Origin of the sequence: Pseudomonas taiwanensis DSM 21245, from assembly GCF_000425785.1 — a bacterium.
In the GTDB taxonomy this organism is placed as follows: Bacteria; Pseudomonadota; Gammaproteobacteria; order Pseudomonadales; family Pseudomonadaceae; genus Aquipseudomonas; species Aquipseudomonas taiwanensis.
Genome location: NZ_AUEC01000023.1, coordinates 1 through 19,611, shown reverse-complemented (window position 1 = coordinate 19,611; position 19,611 = coordinate 1). Strand labels below are relative to the sequence as shown.

At 61.9% G+C, this 19,611-nt stretch carries 16 protein-coding genes, 1 pseudogene and 1 riboswitch; of the genes and pseudogenes, 11 read left to right on the top strand and 6 right to left on the bottom strand.

The genetic code is table 11. The features are described from left to right. The first annotated feature begins 40 nt into the window (after positions 1-40). From H620_RS27760 to H620_RS0110815, 10 genes are all read left to right on the top strand, one after another. Complete coding sequence (locus H620_RS27760; protein WP_409269921.1) at positions 41-775, top strand: methyl-accepting chemotaxis protein; 735 nt, start codon at positions 41-43, stop codon at positions 773-775. A gap of 215 nt (positions 776-990) precedes the next feature. After that, the gene (gene pnuC / locus H620_RS0110855; protein ID WP_027907338.1) at positions 991-1,557 is read left to right on the top strand and encodes a nicotinamide riboside transporter PnuC; all 567 of its coding nucleotides are present in this window, start codon (positions 991-993) and stop codon (positions 1,555-1,557) included. After that, positions 1,554-2,081, top strand: a complete 528-nt coding sequence (locus tag H620_RS0110850; RefSeq protein WP_027907337.1) for an AAA family ATPase — start codon at positions 1,554-1,556, stop codon at positions 2,079-2,081. The genes pnuC and H620_RS0110850 overlap by 4 nt, the downstream gene beginning before the upstream one ends. A 307-nt stretch (positions 2,082-2,388) precedes the next feature. Beyond that, positions 2,389-2,826, top strand: a complete 438-nt coding sequence (locus H620_RS0110845) for a hypothetical protein (protein ID WP_027907336.1) — start codon at positions 2,389-2,391, stop codon at positions 2,824-2,826. A gap of 1 nt (position 2,827) precedes the next feature. Beyond that, positions 2,828-3,400 carry a hypothetical protein gene (locus H620_RS0110840; protein WP_027907335.1) on the top strand — a complete coding sequence of 191 codons (573 nt, stop codon included), beginning with the start codon at positions 2,828-2,830 and terminating at the stop codon, positions 3,398-3,400. A 51-nt stretch (positions 3,401-3,451) separates the two neighbouring features. Continuing rightward, a complete protein-coding gene (locus H620_RS0110835; RefSeq protein ID WP_023380803.1) occupies positions 3,452-4,987 on the top strand; it encodes a hypothetical protein in 1,536 nt (511 codons plus the stop codon). Between the two features lie 68 nt (positions 4,988-5,055). Beyond that, positions 5,056-5,736, top strand: coding sequence for a C39 family peptidase (locus tag H620_RS0110830; protein ID WP_023380804.1), 681 nt, complete (start codon positions 5,056-5,058; stop codon positions 5,734-5,736). 33 nt (positions 5,737-5,769) lie between these two features. Further along, positions 5,770-6,516, top strand: a complete 747-nt coding sequence (locus H620_RS0110825) for a hypothetical protein (RefSeq protein WP_027907334.1) — start codon at positions 5,770-5,772, stop codon at positions 6,514-6,516. A gap of 50 nt (positions 6,517-6,566) precedes the next feature. Continuing rightward, entirely contained in the window at positions 6,567-7,847 is a 1,281-nt protein-coding gene (locus tag H620_RS0110820) for a hypothetical protein (protein WP_023380806.1), read from the top strand. 124 nt (positions 7,848-7,971) lie between these two features. Beyond that, positions 7,972-10,173 carry an LTA synthase family protein gene (locus H620_RS0110815; protein ID WP_027907333.1) on the top strand — a complete coding sequence of 734 codons (2,202 nt, stop codon included), beginning with the start codon at positions 7,972-7,974 and terminating at the stop codon, positions 10,171-10,173. A gap of 68 nt (positions 10,174-10,241) precedes the next feature. On the opposite strand, the gene H620_RS0110810 is transcribed toward H620_RS0110815, so the two are convergent. Beyond that, complete coding sequence (locus tag H620_RS0110810; protein ID WP_023380808.1) at positions 10,242-11,567, bottom strand: sigma-54 dependent transcriptional regulator; 1,326 nt, start codon at positions 11,565-11,567, stop codon at positions 10,242-10,244. A gap of 344 nt (positions 11,568-11,911) precedes the next feature. Here H620_RS0110810 and H620_RS0110805 point away from each other — a divergent pair, with 344 nt between their 5' ends. After that, positions 11,912-12,178: a hypothetical protein gene (locus H620_RS0110805; protein ID WP_023380809.1), complete on the top strand. Its 267-nt coding sequence runs from the start codon at positions 11,912-11,914 to the stop codon at positions 12,176-12,178. Between the two features lie 112 nt (positions 12,179-12,290). On the opposite strand, the gene H620_RS0110800 is transcribed toward H620_RS0110805, so the two are convergent. The 5 genes and pseudogenes from H620_RS0110800 to H620_RS27415 all read right to left on the bottom strand — a co-directional run. After that, positions 12,291-12,851, bottom strand: coding sequence for a vWA domain-containing protein (locus H620_RS0110800; RefSeq protein ID WP_027907332.1), 561 nt, complete (start codon positions 12,849-12,851; stop codon positions 12,291-12,293). 110 nt (positions 12,852-12,961) lie between these two features. Continuing rightward, entirely contained in the window at positions 12,962-13,963 is a 1,002-nt protein-coding gene (locus H620_RS0110795) for a magnesium chelatase ATPase subunit I (RefSeq protein WP_023380811.1), read from the bottom strand. 1 nt (position 13,964) lies between these two features. Further along, positions 13,965-17,726: a cobaltochelatase subunit CobN gene (gene cobN / locus H620_RS0110790; RefSeq protein WP_027907331.1), complete on the bottom strand. Its 3,762-nt coding sequence runs from the start codon at positions 17,724-17,726 to the stop codon at positions 13,965-13,967. A 3-nt stretch (positions 17,727-17,729) separates the two neighbouring features. Next, complete coding sequence (gene cobW / locus H620_RS0110785; RefSeq protein ID WP_023380813.1) at positions 17,730-18,797, bottom strand: cobalamin biosynthesis protein CobW; 1,068 nt, start codon at positions 18,795-18,797, stop codon at positions 17,730-17,732. A 95-nt stretch (positions 18,798-18,892) separates the two neighbouring features. Next, positions 18,893-19,101, bottom strand: a riboswitch (cobalamin riboswitch). A 34-nt stretch (positions 19,102-19,135) separates the two neighbouring features. Next, positions 19,136-19,272, bottom strand: a pseudogene (locus tag H620_RS27415) (IS481 family transposase); the annotation flags it as partial. Positions 19,273-19,611 lie beyond the last annotated feature (339 nt).

The window sequence follows — 19,611 nt, the reverse complement described above, 5'->3', positions numbered from 1 at the left end:
TGGAGCCGCGCAACAGCGCAGCGCCCAGCAGTCGCTGCAGATGGACCAGGTGGCGACTGCCGTGAACGAAGTCACTTACGCCGTGCAGGACGTGGCCAAGACCGCCGAGCAAGCGGCCGGCGAGATGCGCGCTGCGCAACAGCAGGTGGAGCATGGCCAGCAAGCGATTCACGGCAGCCTGCAGCAGATCGACAGCCTGTCACAGACCATCGATCAGGCCGTGCAGGTGATCCGGGAACTGGCCGGGCACAGCAGCAAGATCGGCGGTGTACTCGATGTGATCCGCTCGATCGCCGAGCAGACCAACCTGCTGGCCCTGAATGCTGCGATCGAGGCAGCCCGCGCGGGCGAACAAGGCCGTGGTTTTGCCGTGGTTGCCGACGAAGTGCGCCTGCTGGCCCAGCGCACGGCTCAGTCGACCGCGGAAATCCATACCATGATCGAGCATTTGCAGGGCCAGTCGGATGCCGCGGTCAAAGCCATCGACACCAGCAGCGAGGCCTCCCGCCAGACGGTTCAGCAGGCCCGAGAAGCCGGCACCAGCCTGGATGCGATCAGCCACGCGCTGCACAACCTCACCGCACTCAATGCCTCCATCGCCAGTGCCACCTTGCAGCAGTCGCATGTCGTCGAGGAAATCAACCGCAACGTGCTGGATACTGCCGGTTTGTCACAGCAGACCGCCGACGCTGCCCGCCAGTCGAGCGATGCTGGGGAGGCACTGGCCCGCTTGAGCGAGGAACTGGAGCAGCTGCTGCGTCAATTCAGGGTTTGAACCGCGTCTGCGAAGGGCCGCGAGGCGGCCCCGACAGGGACTGATGCGAGGGCTATGCCCTCGATCGCAGGCTACGCCCGCGCCCCCGCAGCTTCTTCGAATCGATGAGCTTTCGTTGTTCGGTCAGAGCCGGCAGCCAAGCGGTTCACAAAGCCTTGTCACTCATCGCCCCCCACGGGCTACAATCGCGCCCCCTCCCATTCCAAGGATCGCCGATGTCCGGCCTTGAGTTCATCGCCGCCGTGCTCGGCGTAATCGCCGTCTGGCTCACCGTCAAACAAAATGCCTGGTGCTGGCCGATTGGCCTGGTGATGGTGCTGATCTATGCCTGGCTGTTCCATGAGGTCAAACTGTACTCGGGCATGCTCCTGCAAGTGGCCTACGCTGCGCTGCAGCTGTATGGCTGGTGGCAATGGCTGCGCCCGGATCGCGCCGAAGATGCACGCAAGGTGTCCCGCCTGGGGGGACCTGCCGTAGGTCACAGCCTGTTGGCCGGCCTTGTGTTGAGCCTGGCGCTGGGCGCGGCGATGGCCCGGTGGACCGATGCTGCCCTACCCTGGCTGGACGCCACCTTGACCGGTTTCAGCTTGGTGGCGCAGGTATGGATGGCGCAGAAGCGCCTGCAGTGTTGGCCGTTGTGGGTGGTGGTCGATGTGGTGTACGTCGGTCAATACCTGCATCAACAGCTGTACTTCACTGCTGGATTCTTCGCCGTGCTGACCGTCATCGCTGTGCGCGGCTGGATGGAGTGGCGTCGTGATCCGGCGTTGGTGGCGCAATGAAAGTCGTAGTGCTGTGTGGTCCGGAATCCAGTGGTAAAAGCTGGCTAAGTCGAGTGCTTCAGGCTCGCTTCGGCGGCCTTGTCGTGCCGGAATACGTGCGCCACTTCATCGACCAGGAGGGCCGCGATACCTGCTACGCCGACATCCCCACCATCGCCCGCGGGCAACTGGCGTGGGAAGATGACGCTCGCGCCCGCCAGCCTCGTTTGTTGATCCTCGATACCCACTTGCTCAGCAACCTGTTATGGAGCCGGGCACTGTTTGGCGATTGCCCGGCCTGGATCGAGCAGGCCCTGCTGGAGCGCGACTACGACCTGCATCTGTTGCTCGACCCGGAGGGTGTCGACTGGGTGGACGATGGCCAGCGCTGCCAGCCCCAACTGAGTGAGCGCCAAGGTTTTTTTGCCGACAGCCTCGGCTGGCTGCAACGCCACGAACAAGTTTGGCAGGTCGTCGGCGGCGACTGGCCAACCCGCAGCGCCGCCGCATTGGACGCTGTCGGCCAACTGCTCGCAACCCCGTGATGTGTTAAGCCCCTGAGACACCAAGGCAAGCCATGGTTCCCGTGCTTGCGCGCTTTCCGCAAATGCCGGGGTGAGTGTTACGCCGCTGATACAACCCCGCCAAAGCCGCTTGGGGCAGGGCCACAACCAGAAAAAGCTGTTCTTGGCCTGCCCCGTGTCTCGTCGCTGATACAGCTAAATGATGAAGCATTCAGCTATTGAAGCTAATTCCTTGAATTATCTATGAAAAGCAAAAACGGCACAGCTCCTGCTCTCTTCCTCGCAACGCTGATAACGGGCCAGCGAACGGAAAGAAGGAATTGCCACCGTGGAGAAACTCGATAAAGGCCTTTTCCGCCGCCTGCTGATAGGGTGCGTACTGGGTTCATGCCTCAGTCTACCGGCCCAGGCCGACAACGGAATCATCGTGATCACCCGCGATGTCCAACCCCGAATGGCGATCCGCGCGCCGCTGGCGCCAGACCCCAACCCTACCACCGCCAACGCCAACCCCTCTGCCTACATCCTCAAGCAGACCAATGAGCTCAGTGATGGCGACTTCGCCAACATCACCAGCGGCACTGGTATTTCTTCGCTGGTCAACCAGCAGACCAACAACCTGGGCGGAGCCATCGGCAACCAGAACCAGCTTCCCAACATGGCCGCTGGCCGTGGCACAGGCGCAGGCAATGGCATCTCCAACATGGTCAATTCGAGCGTCCAGCGCGGTCTTGCACCGCTGCAGATCCTGACTGGAGGCAAATGAGATGAGGCAGACGCTGTTCATCCTTGCCGCGTTTTGCAGTGCATCGACCTTGGCCCAGTCCCCCGTGATGAATGACGCTTCCATCGACAGCTCCGGCGGGCAGTACCAAGGCAACTTCTCCCTCAACCAGGCAGCGGGCGACCTGCAGCAACAGGTCAACGCCCGCGCGTTTGCCAATGGGCCGCAGGCCAGCGCGAATACGCAGATCCAACAACGCCTTCAATCCGTGATCGATCCGAACATGGATGCCCGAGCCAGCATTCAGGGCACCGCCTTCAGTCACGGCAGCGGCGCGCTGGGCATCAACCAGAGCGCAGGTGCCAGTACCCAGCAAGCCAACGCACTGAGCATCAGCACCAGTGCGCATCCGCAAAGTATCGACGACAGCGTCCTGATGCAGCAGAACGTGGCGCTGATCAAAAGCTCCGATCCAACCGATACCTCCCCTGGTTATCGCCAGGTCACCACCGGTGACCAGGCCTTCACCGGTAGCCGTGGGGTGATTCAGTTGAATCAGAGCGCCGGGGTGGGAAACCAGACGGCAAACACCCTGAGCGTACGGGTCGCGAACTGACCCAAAAAGGTAAGAACAACACTTAACCGAAAAAAAAGACGGAGAAACACCATGAAACCCTCGATGGCACTCAAGCCTCTGGTTTTCGCAATTGCTGCGGTCATGGCTGTTGCTGCACAAGCGGATCAGAACGATCGGCGTGGACATGGCCACCACGGCCACTACAACCCTCCTCCAAAACCTATCTACACCAGCGCTACTGCCACAGCTGACGACACCCAAAGAAGCACCAACAACTTCATCCTCAATGAAGGCACCGTCAACGAAGCAGAAATGAGCAGCTCGGCCGCAGGCGCGAGTGGCAACGTCGGCGTCAACGTGGCAGCCGGTAACGGCAACCAACAAGACAACGCGGCGGCTATCGCCAACACCGCGTCCGACAACTCTGCCATCGACAACAGCTTCGTCTTCGGCGACTCCGTGGCAACCGCAAACGTCGATCAACACAGCAACAACAACACCGTCAAGAACTGGTCGACCCAAAGCTCGGCTGTCATGAGCGGCTCGGCTGACGGTAGCAGCGGTAACGTGGGTATCAACATTGCTGGCGGCGACCTGAACCAGCAGAAAAACACCATGGCCATTGCCAACAACAGTGCGCCAATTGGTAACTCCACTGCCACTGCCACTGCCAAGCAGACCGGTCCAGGCCTGACCGTCATCAACCGTGCCGACCGCACCTATCGGGTGGATACGCTTACCTTCACCACCTCCAAGAGCGGTTCGTCCTCGCGCAGCGGCTCGTTCGATGCCAACATCGACAAGAGCTCCAGTTCGAGCTTCAGCGTGGCTGGCTCGCAAAGCAGCAGCGCCAGCGGTTCGAAGAGCAGCAGCGCCAGCGGCTCCAGCAGCAGCAACGCCAGTGGCTCTAGCAGCATGAACGCCAGCGGCTCCAGCAGCAGCAGCGCCAGCGGCTCGAACAACATGGCTGCCAATGGCTCGAACAGCTGGAATGCCAGTGGTTCGCATAACTCGAGCTCCAGCTCCACCTCGAGTGCTTCGCTCAGCGCCTCGCTGGATGCTTCGGCCAGTGCCGATGCAACCTCCAGCTCGTCGTTCGGCCCGTTCACCCGGACCCGCAGCGAAAGCTTCGACGGCTCGCTCAGCGCTAACCTCGACGTAGACGTCGATACCTCGAGTGACAAAACCCACGCGTCGTCCTTCGACAAGTCCTTCGATTCGTCGTTCGACAAGTCGTATAGCTCTTCGTATGACCGGACCCGCGACTCTTCTTACGACAAATCTCGCGACACCTCCTACGAGAAGTCTCGCGATTCTTCGTACGAAAAAGCGAGAGCCTCGGAGTGGGAAAAAGCCAACGCTTCGGCCTTCGAGAAGTCCGGCGAGAAAGCCTCGCAATCTTCGGACAGCATCTCGAAGAGCTACAGCGAGTCTAGCGAGTACGCACTGAGCAACACTGTGTCGTTCCAAGTGCTGACCCCGACCGGCTGGGCCAACCCTGTGACCAACACCGCAACCCTCAGTGGCTCGGTGAACGGTGGCAGCGGCAACCTGGGCGTCAACGTGGCAGCCGGTGTGGGCAACCAGCAAAGCAACTCGCTGGCCATCTCCAACACCTCGATGTAGCAACTGCGGCGTGGAGGCCCCCTTCGGGGGGCCTCTTTCTAACAAGAAATCAAAGGGGGGCGTCGAACATGCGCATTATCGCCTTGGCGTTTTTGCTGTGCATGGCCAGTGTGATCGAAGCAGCCCAGATGCCGTTGTCCGTCCTGCCGGGAGGCGCGGTCATCTACAAACCCATCCAGAGCATCCGCGAACGCAAGTTCGCCGACCTGGTGCAACAGAAAACCGACTTCAGTTGCGGCGCCGCGGCCCTGGCGACCATCCTGCGCCAAGCCTACTGGCTGGACGTCGACGAGCAGCAGATCATCGAAGGCATGCTGGCCCATGCCGACCCCGACCAGGTGCGCGTCCAAGGTTTCTCGATGCTGGACATGAAGCGCTACGTGGAAAGCCTCGGCATGCGCGCCCGTGGTTACAAGGTGGCCCCCGATACCCTGCACAGCATCCGTATTCCAGTGGTCGTGCTGATGGACATCCGCGGCTACAAGCATTTCGTGGTCATGCAGAAGGTCGATCGTGGTTGGGTCTACATCGGCGATCCGGTGCTGGGCCACAAGCGCTTCAAGGTAGAGGACTTTCTCAAGGGCTGGAACGGCATCATCTTCGCCGTCATTGGCCAGGGATACGACAAGAACAACATCCTGCTCGACCCACCGTTGCCGCTGAGCGCCAAGAACCGCATCAGTAACTTCACGCCGGTGCAGGACGCTGAGTTGATGGACTTTGGCTTTATCCAAAGCGACTTCTTCTAGCAATCAATGGGCAAGACGCTCCGGGAGCTCCCCATGAAAACTTCTACCTGGCTGGCCTTGATGTGCCTGGCCGCTACCCTGCCGACCCAGGCAGAGACATTCAAACCCATCGAGCTGAAGGATCAGGAGCTGGCCAACCTGCGTGGCCGCTACGTGATGCCGGGACGGATCGTCAGCTTCGGCATCGTCATGACCAGCACCTGGCAGAACGCCAATGGCGAGGTGATTGGCGCAACGTCTTCGATGCAGATTCAGCAATCGACCATCAAGCCGCAGTTCTATGTGTCGATGATCGACGAAAAAGGCACCGGCACCTCCCAACCCACGAGCAATGGCACAGGGACCGTCACCGGCGGCAGCGGCCTGAACACCACCGAAGGCGTGACCCAGGTGGTACGTGCCGCGGGTGACTTCAACACAGCACACAACAATGTCGCCATCAACGTGACCAAGGGCAACCAGGCCCCAACCAGCAGCCCCCAAGGTCAAGCCCTGACTGACGGCTCCTCGCTGACCGGCAGCAACGGTGCGGGTTCGCTGAACGTGTCAGCTTCCGGCACCGGGGTTCAGATGAGCATCGTTGCCAATAACAACCAGGGCAACACCTTCCAGCGCATCGGCCAAGGTGGACTGATGCAGAACACGACATTGCTCGGTGCCAGCAACCGGGTCAGCAACCTGACGTCGCTCAATGTCGTGATGCGAGACAGTGCTCGCACGGCCGGCACGATGAATGTCAACCTGGACCAGCTCAAAGGCCTTCGAAACCTCGGATACTGATCTACGCTCAGTCTCATCGAATGCAGTCAGTCAGAAGGGACGGCTAACCCATGCACCGTTTGTTGACGCTAAGAGCTATCGTCTGTTTGAGTACCCTGGCACCGGCCACTCTGCTCCAGGCTGCGGCCGACCCGGAGGTCGAAGCGCTGAAACAGGAGCTTATCGCGCTGAAACAGCGCTATGAAGCACAACAGAACGCATTGATGGTGCTGGAGCAACGACTGCGCCAGGTCGAAGAGGCACCTCAGGCCCCAGCCCCGAAACGCCTGACCAAATCGCCTGCCGAAGGGGTCAAGGGCAGCCAGACCGTGGCCTCTGGCGCGCCCGGTACCACAGGCAGTTCCTACGGACAATCGTTGCAGGACAATTCCGAGCCCGCGCAAAGCGTGTCCAACCTGTATGACGAAGCCAGCGGCTTTTTCGGTGGCGGCAAGTTCAGCGTCGAGACCGGCCTGACCTATACCCATTACGACACCCGCGCCCTTACCCTCAACGGATTCCTGGCGCTGGATTCGATTTTCCTGGGCAATATCAACATCGACCGTATCAAGGCGGACAACTGGACCCTGGACCTGACAGCCCGCTACAACATGGATCAGCGCTGGCAGTTCGATATAAACGTCCCGATCGTCTACCGCGAATCCACCTACTCCTCAGGCGGCGCAGGCGGTGCCGCTGGGGTGACGTCCGATGATACGGTGACCCGCGACCCGGCCATCGGCGACGTCAACTTCGGGATCGCCTACAAGTTCCTCGACGAAGACGAAACCTGGCCGGACGCCGTGGCCACACTGCGCGTCAAGGCACCCACCGGCAAGGACCCCTATGGCATCAAGCTGATCCAGAGCCCTGGCAACGACAACCTGGCGGTTCCGGAAGACCTGCCGACCGGCAATGGTGTCTGGTCGATCTCGCCCGGCATCTCGCTGGTCAAGACGTTCGACCCGGCCGTGTTGTTCGCCAGCCTGCAGTACACCTACAACATGCAGGACTCGTTCAGCGACATCAGCCCGCAGGTCAATTCCAAAGTTGGCGGGGACGTAAAACTAGGGGACTCGTGGCAGATCGGCGGCGGTATCGCCTTTGCCCTCAACGAGAAGATGAGTATGTCGTTCTCGGTAACCGACCAGTTCTCGAGCAAGAGCAAGATCAAGCCTGACGGGGGCGACTGGCAGTCGATCAGCAACAGTGACTACAACGCTGCGAACTTCAACATTGGCATGACATTCGCTGCGACCAACAACCTGACGATCGTACCGAACCTGTCCATCGGGCTGACCGATGATGCGCCGGACTTCTCCTTCAGCCTCAAATTCCCTTACTACTTCTGAGTTGTCCGGGCCTGCCCGGCCCGGCAATTGGTAACCAACCTTGTAACCGACCGCTTTCCTGAACTTGGCCTGTTATCATCGAGCACAGAAACATGACGTTTTAATGGCAATAAGGAAAGTTTTCGTGAATGACCTGTTAGGCCACCCTCGCACCCGTCTTGCCGCCCTGGCGACCTTGGTGCTGGTGATCCCACTGGGCGCGCGCGCCATGTTGGGTTGGTCCAACGCTTTTGGTTACCTGTCGGACCTCGCGATCGGCAGCCTGCTGGTGCTGGCACTGCATCGCCGCCCCTGGTGGCTGGCCCTGCCGGTGCTTCTGGCCTGGGCCGGGTTCTGGGTGACTTCGGCGGAGCTGGTGAGTGCAGTGGGCCGGCTGCCCACCGCCGCCGACCTGGGCTACCTGACCGACCCACAGTTCGTGGAAAACTCCACCGGTGGCGGCCTTGCCCATGCCTGGCTACCCTGGGCACTGGCGCTGGGCCTGCTGGGGTGGCTGGCGAGCCTATCGTTCGGGGTCCGTTCGCCTGCTTCTCCCTTACCCCGCAAGGCCTGGGCCATTCCCGTGCTGCTGTTCGGCCTGCACTGGAGCGGTCAGCACCTGGCGCCGTCGGACGCCGACCAATGGCGCCAATACAACCTCTCCCACCAACTGCTGGCAGCAGGCGTCGGCAGCGTGCAGCAACGTGCCCTCGATGCGTTTGGCGAACAACAGCCCGTAACCCCGCTGCCAAGCGCGGGCCTTACCCAGTCCGACTTGCATGGCCGCAAGCTGTTGGGCGTGCCCGGCCAGGCGCGCAACCTGCTGGTGATTACCCTCGAAGGTATTCCCGGGGCTTACATCAGGCCTAATCGCCAGGCCCTGAATAGCCGCTTCGACGAAGAGCTGATGCCCAAGCTCAGCCACTGGGCAGAGCGCGGCATGAATACCCCGGATTACGTGCTGCATACCCACCAGACCATTCGCGGCCTGTACGCCATGCTCTGTGGTGACTACGACAAGCTCGCCAACGGCACTCCCAAGGGCATGGAGCTGTTGACGCAGCAGCAGCGCAATCAGGCTTGCCTGCCGGCGCAGCTGCGTCAGGCAGGATTCACCACCCATTACTTGCAGGGTGCAGGCCTGCGTTTCATGGCCAAGGACCGGATCATGCCGCACATTGGCTTTGACTCGGTGAATGGCCAGGAATGGTTCCGCAACGGGAACTACCTGGAGTTCCCCTGGGGCAAGGATGACCGGGCCTTCTTCGAGGGTGCGCTGGACTACGTGGGCCAGCTACGCAAACAGGACAAGCCGTGGATGCTCACCCTGCTGACCGTGGGCACGCACCAGCCCTACTCGGCGCCCGAGCAGTACCTGGAGCGGTACGATACCGCCAAGCAGGCGGCAGTGGCCTATCTGGACGATGCCATTGGCGCGTTTCTCGACAGCCTCGAACAACAGGGTGTCCTCAAGGATACCCTGGTAGTGGTTACGTCCGATGAGTCCCACGGCATCGACGGAGTACGCCTGGCATCATCCTGGGGTTTCAACCTCACCCTCGCCCCCGAGCAAGCCGCATTGCCCCGCGTGAACCGCGGCACCTATGGGCATATCGACCTAGCCACTTCGTTGCTCGATTACTTCGCACTGCCCATTCCCGCCGCACTCGGCGGGCGCTCGCTGTTTCGCGACTATGACAGTGGCCGCGAGATGATCGCCTACACCAACGGCATGCTTCGCTACCATGACGGCAAGGGCGTGTTCACCGAGTGCGATTTCCAGCAGCGCTGCCGGCGATACGCCAGCGAGGGATTCATTGCCGACCAAGCCAAGTACCTGGGGCCAGGCGATGCGATTACCGGGCTGCAGATCAGCGCTCTGGCCGGAGTGCTCGACCAGTCCTTGCTGCAGACACCGCTGAACCTTCGCTACCAGTTCGGCGGTCCGTCCGCCATCCCGCTGCAAGCCCGAATACACGACGACTGGGCCGATAACCTGATCGGCGCACAGTATCTGGAACTGCCGGAGGGCTCGCACACCAGGGTACGGGTCAAGATCCGCTCCCTCGACCCGCAGCACAATGCCTACATTCAGCTCAAAGCCAAAGAGCTAGAGCAGGATGTACCATTGGGGCTACCTGAAGAAATGCTGGTAACGGCGGACCAGCCTCTGGACATGGAGTTCGGTTTCGACAACCCGACTGAGCGCAAGGCGTTTTCTTTCCATTTGCTGGGGTACGGCGGTGGCGAGGTGGAGGTCAGTGACTTCAGTGTGATCACAGCGCTGCCGGGCGAGGACGAGGCTGTCGAGGAAATTGCCGACGGGCATATTGCGCAGTCGAGTTGAGACGCAGTGCCAAAGTGTCCAGGCTGCTTCCGAACAACCCCACACGTTGAGTCAGCCCGGCTGAATGCTTACCTGATCTGATGCTTGTGCAGCAGGCGATAGAAGGTTGGCCGCGACACCCCGAGCACCCGCGCCGCGATGCTCAGGTTATCGCTGTGCCGGTTGAGCACATCGCACAATGCCTGACGTTCCGCGCGGTGCTTGTAGTCCTCCAGCGTGCCCAGCGGTTGATCCTGTTGCTCCACTACCTGCAAACCAAGGTCCTGCGCCTCAATCTGCCGCCCTTCGGCCAGGACCAAACCTCGCCTCACACGATTGGCCAGTTCCCGCACATTACCCGGCCAGTCGTGTCGGCCCATCGCAGCCAGCGCATGGTCGCTGAACGAACGCGGTCTGCGCCCAGTTTCCAGGCTGTAGAAATGCGAAAAGTGGTTGGCGAGCATCGACAGGTCACCATGGCGGTCGCGCAGGGGCGCAGTCACGACCTGCAGGACGTTCAGCCGGTAATAGAGGTCTTCGCGAAAGCGGCCCTGTTCGATGGCCTTCTCCAGGTCCACATGGGTCGCGGCCAGTACCCTGACGTCAACGGGGATAGGTTGGCTGCCTCCCACCCGTTCGATGTGCTTCTCTTGCAGAAAACGCAGCAAATTGGCTTGCAACTCCAACGGCAAGTCACCGATTTCATCGAGAAAGAGCGTACCGCCGTGCGCTGCTTCGATTCGCCCGACCTTGCGCTGGTGGGCACCCGTGAAAGCCCCCTTTTCATGACCGAACAGTTCGGACTGGATCAGGTGTTCCGGGATCGCGCCGCAGTTAATGGCGATAAACGGTTGATCGAAGCGTTGCGACTGACGGTGCAACGTGCGGGCCACCAACTCTTTGCCCGTGCCACTTTCTCCCCGGATCAGCACCGGCGATTCGGTCGGCGCCAGTTTGCCCAACAACTTGCGCAGTTCACGGATGGGTCTGCTGTCGCCAAGCAGTTCGTGCTCAAGCTCCTCCACCTGCATCGCACCTTTGCCACGCAAGCGCGCCATGCCAAACGCACGCCCCAAGGTAACTTGAACCCTGGACACATCGAACGGCAAGGTGTGGAAATCGAAGAACCACTCGCAGACGAAATCTCCGACGTTCTGCATGCGCAGCTCTTCAGCGCTCAACACGGCAATCCATTCGGTGTTGCTGCGCTTGATCATGTCCTTGACTGCGTCGGGGTGGCGCAGGTGCGACGCCTGCAGGCGCAGCAAGCCGACATCGCATGGGTACTCCAGCGCAGCGCCCAGCGTACAGCTATGCACGTCCCAGCCCGCTCCACTCAGGCCTGGCAAAAGACGGTGGCAATCGTCGCAAGGATCGACAATGAGCAAGCGGCGTTGAGATGCAGGCTCGTGCATAACCTTTCCTTGGCGCCAAATTATGGTTTTTTACATGAAAACAGTAAGTTGCGACGCCCGAATTAACAGTAGCAACGAACTTGGCGCCGCCCACTACCGTTTGTCTGTAAACGGGAGTGGCCACAATTCGACAAGGGAATTTTCACCGGTTGATGACGTCACACGGGGCGTAGAATGGAGAGTCATTTCTCCGCCCCCAAAAAATTTACAACTGCCATGTGACTTGAACACCGACTTGGAGCATCAGTACGAATAACCCCGCGCTGCGTATCGCGAAATGTTTTAGCGAGCACTCGACAACGCGGACTTCACTTCGATGTTTGGGACCATAGAGAGACCGAACCATGAATGCCCCGCTCCGTGTCAACGAAGCACTGCTGATTGCCGACCATGCCTTTGAACCCTTCCAGTGCGTTGCCTGGGATGCCCCAAACGGTTCGGGCGAGCTGAGTCTGGCAGTCATCGACCGGACCAGCACCCGTATCGGCAGCAAACAGGTTTCCTCGCGTATCTATTCCGACCCAGCGCAATGGGCGAACCTGATCGAGGAAGTGCGTGCCGAACTCTCCGAAAAAGGTTATGACCTGCAACCTTGGTCGATGCCGAAGTAATAGCTGCGGGTGACACAAGTGCGTGCCAGTGCACGCACCTGTGAAACATGTGCTGTTACTGCCACGGCAACTTTCCTTATTGCGGCACAGTGTCGCAGCCTGCTGACAAGTGTCACTTTTGCATTACCTTGAAGTTTTGCAGGTGCCGGTATTCGGCTTGCAGTTCTTCGGCCAATTGTCTGGCACGCCCCAGGCGTACTGGCGCCATTTCCATATCCACCAGCAGGGTGTCGCAAGCCAGTGGTTGCACAGCGCCCCAACGCTGCAGGCGGCCATCGGTGAACACCAGGCAGCGCTGCAGCTCCTGTGGACAGGCCTTGCGCCGCGCCAGGAGCCACTGACGAGCCTGGTCCAAGGCCGCGATCAGGGGGGTACCACCACCGGCGCCCAGCGCCTGCAACCAGGGTTGCAACGCTGCAGAGGCCTTGAGGCCATGGCGCTGCCATTGTGGCGTACCTCCGCTGGCGGTCAGCAAGGCCAGACGCGCTCGCTGGCGATAGGCCTGGTCGAACAGCTCTGCCAGCAGCCCTTTGGTGTGTGCCAACGCCTGGTGACGACGGGTCGACGCTGAGGCGTCGACGATCACCAGCCATAATTCGTTCGCTTGGGCCCGTCGCTGTTGCCAGCACAGATCCTTGCGCACGCGTGGCCGCCCCTTGAGCAGGGTCGGCAACCAGGCAACCCGGCCGGTGGCAGCCGCCTGAACACGGCCCCGGCTGGCGCCCTTGAGCGGTCCGACGCGGGGCCTGGCATCCGTCGCCTTGGCGTCAGGCGGGCGGATGCTCAGGGCTTTTTTGCCCAGTTCGGCACCTCGCGGCGGGCCCCGGTGGCTACCGGCTGAGGCGCCATGGCGCCCCAATCCCCCTGCCCGCCTTGCCTTTGCCCTTCTCCTTGGCCGCCCTCCGGCGCTGCCGATGGCGGCATGGCGGGGGGCGAGACCCGACGGCGGTGGCGCAGGGCGAACTCCGCTACGGCGTCGACATCTTCCTCTGCAATGACTTCGGCGCCGCGCCAGGCGCAGTGGGCGCGGGCTGCTCGCAGCCAGACCAGATCGGCACGCAGGCCATCGACGCCAGCGGCGAAGCAGCGCTCGGTGATCCAGGCCAGAGCCTGGTCATCCAGGGCAATACGCTCGAGCCGCTGACGCGCGGCCTGACAGCGTTCACGCAGTTGCGCCTGGGCTGCGGCCCATTGCGCGCAGAACGCTTGAGGGTCGCTGTCAAAAGCCAGACGGCGGCGAATGATGTGCTGACGAGCGTCTGGGGTAGGCACCCCTTCAAGAGCCACATTCAAGCCAAACCGGTCCAGCAGTTGCGGGCGCAGCTCGCCCTCTTCCGGGTTCATCGTGCCAATCAGCACGAACCGGGCGCTGTGGCGATGAGAAATGCCGTCGCGCTCGACTCGGTTGGTTCCGCTGGCCGCCACATCCAGCAGCAAGTCCACCAGGGTATCGGGCAGCAGGTTGACTTCATCGACGTACAACACGCCGCCGTCAGCCTGGGCCAACACTCCTGGGGAAAACTGCGCCTTGCCCTGGCCCAGCGCCGCGTCCAGGTCAAGCGTACCGACCAGCCGCTCTTCACTGGCGCCCAAAGGCAAGGTGACAAACGGCCCTTCACCCAGCAAATCCGCCAAACCACGCGCCAAGGTGCTCTTGGCCATGCCGCGCGGACCTTCGATCAGTACGCCGCCAATCCTCGGGTCGATGGCCGTCAGGCACAGCGCCAGCTTGAGGTCGTCGGCGCCAACCACGGCCGCCAGGGGAAATTGTACGGGTTCACTCATTTCAAGCCTGTTCCTCGCCGTCGAGCAACTGCTCCTCGAGGGCCTCTCGATAATCGCCTGGGGCCTGCCAGAGGCCTCGTTGCTGAGCCTCCAGCAAGCGCTCGGTCAGATCGCGCAGGGCCTCTGGATTGTGCTCGCGCATGAATTCGCGCGTCGCCGGGTCGAGCACATAGGCATCGGCCAGGGACTGGTAATGATGGTCATCGATCAGGTGCGTGGTGGCATCGAAGGCGAACAGGTTGTCGACCGTCGCGGCCATTTCGAAAGCCCCCTTGTAACCGTGGCGCTTCACCCCGTCGATCCACTTGGGGTTCAGCGCACGCGCACGAATGACTCGGTTCAGCTCTTCCTTCAGGGTACGGATACGGGGGCGGTCGACCTGGCTGTGATCGCCGTGATAACTGGCCACTGTCGTACCGGCCAGCGTCTCCGAGGCCGCCAGCATGCCACCCTGGAATTGGTAATAGTCGTTGGAGTCGAGCACGTCGTGCTCGTGGTTGTCCTGGTTCTGCAACACCGCCTGCACCTGACTCAGGCGACGGGCGAACTGAGTGCGTGCCGGTGTGCCCTGGTCAGCGCTGCCATAGGCATAACCACCGTGGTTGAGGTAGACCTCGGCCAGGTCCTCACGCTGCTGCCACAAGCGTCCATCGATGGCGTTCTGCACGCCGGCGCCATAGGCGCCTGGCTTGGCACCGAAAATCCGCCAACCCGCTTCACGGGCGGCCTGCTCGGCCGAGACGCCTTGTGCGATCAGCACTTCACGCTCACTGCGCACCCGAGCCGCCAGAGGGTTAAGGTCATCTGGCTCATCCAGTGCAGCCACCGCTTGCACGGCGGCATCGAACAGCCGGATCAGGTTACCGAAGGCATCTCGGAAAAAGCCCGAAACACGCAAGGTCACGTCCACCCGAGGGCGGTCCAGCAGGCTCAGGGGCAATATCTCGAAATCATCGACCCGCTGGCTACCGGTCGCCCACACCGGCCGAACGCCCATCAATGCCATGGCCTGGGCGATGTCGTCGCCCCCCGTGCGCATGGTTGCCGTGCCCCAGACCGACAGGCCCAATTGGCGCAGATGGTCGCCATGGTCCTGCAGATGACGCTCCAAGACAAGGTTGGCCGAAGCGAAGCCCAGGCGCCAAGCCGTGGTCGTGGGCAGGTTGCGCACATCCACGGTGTAGAAGTTGCGGCCGGTGGGCAGTACGTCCAGACGGCCACGGCTGGGCGCACCACTGGGGCCGGCAGGCACGAAGCGCCCCTCCAGCGCTGCCAGCAGGCTGCCGATTTCGGCCGCCCCACAAGCATCCAGATTCGGCGCGACCTTGTCCTGCAGCGCCTGCACCACCTCACGTACCGACTGCCACGGGGCTTGCTCGGGCAGTCGCAGCGTGCCGGCCAGGGCTTGCTCGATCACCTGCAAGGCCATCAGTTCGAGGCGTTCGCGGGTGTCGCCACAGGTTCGCCACGCCGAACCGCTGACGGCCTGCAACACGTCGGGGCGCGACCCTTGCCAGGGTTGACCGAGCTCGCAGTCCAGCGGATCGAAGCCCAGTTCCAGCGCCTTGGCCAGGGCTCGCGGCAAGCTGGCGTTGCCACCACGACCATCGCCACGCTCTACCCGCAGCAAGGCGAGCAAGGTATCCAGACGCAGCCGTCCTTCAGGAGATTGGCCGAACACATGCAAGCCATCGCGGATCTGCGACTCCTTGAGGTCGCACAGGTACGTATCCAGACGCGGCAACCATACCGTTGCGTCGTCCAACTGGCCTTCGAGCTGAAGTTCGCGGTCGATATGGTTGACCTTGACCAGTTCGAGTATGTCGCGCTGAAGCTCGCGGGCACGCCGCGGGTCAAGCAGTTGCGCCTCGTAGTATTCATCGGCCAGTTGTTCCAGGTGGCGCAGCGGGCCGTAGGTTTCGGCGCGGGTCAGTGGCGGCATCAGGTGGTCGATGATCACCGCTTGGGTACGGCGCTTTGCCTGTGCGCCCTCACCCGGGTCGTTGACGATGAACGGGTAGATGTTCGGCAGCGGCCCTAGCAATGCATCGGGCCAACATTGGGCGGATAGGCCGACCCCCTTGCCAGGCAGCCATTCGAGGTTGCCGTGCTTGCCGACATGGATCACCGCATCGGCGGCGTAGGCATGACGCATCCAGAAGTAGAACGCCAGGTAGCCGTGCGGCGGAACCAGATCGGGGTCGTGGTAGACGGCGCTGGGATCGACCTGGTAGCCGCGTGCGGGCTGGATGCCGACGAAGGTCAGGCCAAAGCGCAGACCCGCTACCATCAGGCGGCCACTGCGGAACATCGGGTCCTGCTCGGGCGGCCCCCAGCGCTCCAGCACGGCTTGGCGGTTGGCATCCGGCAGACGTTCAAAGGCTGCCTGATAATCCGCCAGGCTCAGGCTCTGGGCACAGGGGCGCTGGTCCACGTGGTCGAGGTCGTTGGTGACACCGCCCAGCAGTTGATGGATCAACGCGGTGCCGCTGCCAGGCAGCTCGCTCGTCGGATACCCCTCGTCCTGCAGGGCCTTGAGGATATTCAATGCAGCGGCCGGCGTATCCAGGCCGACACCGTTGCCAATGCGCCCGTCACGGGTCGGGTAGTTGGCCAGCACCAGGGCGATGCGTTTCTGGCCATTGGGCAGGCGCGCAAGCTCCACCCAGCGGCGCGCCAACTCGGCAACGAAATCCATGCGCTCGGGATGGGCGCGGTAGCACACCACGTCCGCCTGGCTACGCTCGCTGCGCCAGGCCAGATCCTTGAAACTCACTGGCCGGGTGATGATGCGCCCGTCAAGCTCGGGCAAGGCGATATGCATGGCCAGGTCGCGGGCGCCCAGGCCCTGCTCGCTTGCCTCCCAGCCGGGCTGGTTGTCCTGGGCGCAGATCGCTTGCAGAACTGGAATGTCGCGCCGGAATGGTCGCGAATTGGGTCGCTCTGGGCTGGACAGGGCAAACCCGGTCGTGTTGATCAGGACTTCGGCTTCGACCTCTTCCAGCCAGGCCTCGACCTGCTCCAGGCAGGCGCTTTCCTTGAGGCTGGCCACCGCGATGGGCAATGGATTGAGCCCGGCCTTCTGCAAGCGCTTGCAAAACACGTCGATGAATGCGGTATTGGCCGCCTGCAAGTGCGAGCGGTAAAACAGCACCGGTGCCACCGGCTGTTCCGGGCGCCAATGGCCATACCAGTCTTGGATTGATGCACTGGCCTTGGTGGGGTGATAGACGGCGGTCCGGGGCAGCGGTTGAGGCTCGTCCCAGGCGTAGTCGCAGCCCAGCCACTGGCTAGCGATGCAGTTGAACAGGTTGACGGCATTGGCCTTGCCGCCCTGGCGCAGGTAGTGCCACAGGCGGTCCGCCTGCTCGGGGGCCACCGTGCTCAAACCGGTAAGTTCGGGGTCCGGGCGATCATCGCCGGGCACCAGAATCAACTGCACCCCGCGCGCTGCCAGTTCGACCAGCTGTTCGACGCCATAGCGCCAGTAGCCGACGCCGCCGTGCAGCGAGACCAGGATCACCTTGGCATGGCGCAGCACCTGGTCGACATACAGGTCGACCGAAGCATGGTTCTGCACCTGCATAGGGTTGGCCAGACGTACGCTGGGGAAGCCAGGCGGCAGTTGCTCGGCGGTGTCGGCGAGCAACGCCAGGTGCGAATCGCCGCTGCAGAGGATCACCAGGTCGGCGGGGGTCTGGCCGAGGTCGGCGATGCTGTCGTCCGGCACGAAACCGCCGGGCTGGGTCCGCAGCAGGTGCATGGGTCAGGCGCCCAGGGCCTTGCGCAGTCGCGCTTCCAGTTCACTGGCGTTCAGCTCCTGGCCGATCAGCACCAGGCGGGTGATACGCGGCTCGTCGGCGCGCCAGGCGCGATCGAAATGCTTGTCGAAGCGCGTGCCCACGCCCTGCACCAGCAGGCGCATCGGCTTGCCCGGAATGGCCGCGAAGCCTTTGGCGCGCAGAATGCCGAATTCGACCACCAACTGGGTCAGGGCATCGAGCAGCAAGCTTTCATCGGCTTCGGGCAGGTCGATGGAGATGGAGTCGAAGGCATCGTGGTCATGATCGTCATGGTCGTCGTCATCGTGGTGCGAATCGTGGTGGGTGCGGCGACCGTCGATATGCGCCTCGGATTCAGCCCCCACGCCCAGTAGTACGTCCAGTGGCAGGCGACCGCTGCTGGCTTCGATCACCTTGACTGCTGGCGGCAGCTCTTCGGCGACTTCCGCCCGGACCTTAGCCAGGCCTTGGGCGTCGATCAGGTCGGCCTTGTTGAGCACCACCAGGTCGGCACTGGCCAGTTGGTCGGCGAACAGTTCGTGCAGCGGCGATTCGTGGTCCAGGTTGGGGTCGAGCTTGCGCTGGGCATCTACCTGGTCTGGATAGGCTGCGAATGTGCCGGCGGCCACCGCCGGGCTGTCGACCACGGTGATGACGGCGTCCACAGTGCAGGCATTGCGAATTTCCGGCCACTGGAAGGCCTGTACCAGGGGTTTTGGCAGGGCCAGGCCGCTGGTTTCAATGAGAATGTGGTCGAGGTCGCCACGGCGCGCCACCAATTCGCGCATTACTGGGAAGAACTCTTCCTGTACGGTGCAGCACAGGCAGCCATTGGCCAGTTCGTAGACGCGTCCGCTGGCTTCTTCCTCGGTGCAACCGATGCTGCACTGCTTGAGAATTTCGCCGTCGATGCCCAGTTCGCCGAATTCATTGACGATTACCGCGATACGGCGGCCTTGGGCATTGTCGAGCATGTGCCGGAGCAACGTGGTTTTGCCCGAGCCGAGGAAGCCGGTGACGATGGTGACGGGTAGCTTGGCCAGTGTTTTCATGTCGCAATGCCCTTGGCAGGATGGCGGGCATGCGGGACGAGAGCCACGGGCCAGTGGCCGGGCTTGTTCGCCACCGGATCACCCCGCCCGGTTGAAAGTCGAAATCGTCCGAGGCAGGTCTCCTGGCTTGCACTGCTTCGCCCTCTCTCTGCGGGGGCTTGTGGGATGACGCCTTCCCGCGCTTGGGCGCAGTGGCTGTGTCGATCCGTTGTCGGTGCTTACAGTTGCGGGGGCAGCCGCGGCTTGTACCGCGTTCCCGTCTTAGCTTCGGCGCAGCCGAAGAACCTCGAAGCGGCAAGGCTACGCGTGGGGTGGCAGGTGGTCAACTGTTCGCACAATCGCTCGACCCATTTGTAGCCGGTCTTTCGGCTGATCTCGTAGGCCTGGCATAGGGCGCTGAAGCTGGGCGCCCCTTGCAGGAATCCGCGATGAAAAGCATTTTCAGGTCCATAGGTTTCAGCTCTCGCCAAGGCATGGTCAGAACCTCGAATACCGACCCTGTCAGTCAAAGACTGTTACCTATGTGCGTGATCTGATTTGTAACCCATGTGGGTGAGTCATGCCGCCAGACCTTTTTGGCTACTTTTTGGGGCGTCTGCCAAAAAGTGACCCGCTGTAAGAGCGGAAAGGTGGTTGAGCGTCGCTTTGGCAAATGGATATGCCCATGCATCCATAAACCAAAACTTTGAAGCACAGATTTAAGGGCGGCATTCAGATAGCGTGAATATCCATTCGCCATGGAGGCGCTCATTCACCTTTTCGCCTTTACGGCGACCTACTTTTGCTCTTGGGCAAAAGTAGGCAAAAACCGCTG

Coding starts and splice junctions, on each gene's coding strand:
- H620_RS27760 (WP_409269921.1), top strand. CDS start 41: ATGGACCAGGTGGCGACTGCCGTGAACGAAGTCACTTACGCCGTGCAG.
- pnuC (WP_027907338.1), top strand. CDS start 991: ATGTCCGGCCTTGAGTTCATCGCCGCCGTGCTCGGCGTAATCGCCGTC.
- H620_RS0110850 (WP_027907337.1), top strand. CDS start 1,554: ATGAAAGTCGTAGTGCTGTGTGGTCCGGAATCCAGTGGTAAAAGCTGG.
- H620_RS0110840 (WP_027907335.1), top strand. CDS start 2,828: ATGAGGCAGACGCTGTTCATCCTTGCCGCGTTTTGCAGTGCATCGACC.
- H620_RS0110835 (WP_023380803.1), top strand. CDS start 3,452: ATGAAACCCTCGATGGCACTCAAGCCTCTGGTTTTCGCAATTGCTGCG.
- H620_RS0110830 (WP_023380804.1), top strand. CDS start 5,056: ATGCGCATTATCGCCTTGGCGTTTTTGCTGTGCATGGCCAGTGTGATC.
- H620_RS0110825 (WP_027907334.1), top strand. CDS start 5,770: ATGAAAACTTCTACCTGGCTGGCCTTGATGTGCCTGGCCGCTACCCTG.
- H620_RS0110820 (WP_023380806.1), top strand. CDS start 6,567: ATGCACCGTTTGTTGACGCTAAGAGCTATCGTCTGTTTGAGTACCCTG.
- H620_RS0110810 (WP_023380808.1), bottom strand. CDS start 11,567: ATGCACGAGCCTGCATCTCAACGCCGCTTGCTCATTGTCGATCCTTGC.
- H620_RS0110805 (WP_023380809.1), top strand. CDS start 11,912: ATGAATGCCCCGCTCCGTGTCAACGAAGCACTGCTGATTGCCGACCAT.
- H620_RS0110795 (WP_023380811.1), bottom strand. CDS start 13,963: ATGAGTGAACCCGTACAATTTCCCCTGGCGGCCGTGGTTGGCGCCGAC.
- cobN (WP_027907331.1), bottom strand. CDS start 17,726: ATGCACCTGCTGCGGACCCAGCCCGGCGGTTTCGTGCCGGACGACAGC.
- cobW (WP_023380813.1), bottom strand. CDS start 18,797: ATGAAAACACTGGCCAAGCTACCCGTCACCATCGTCACCGGCTTCCTC.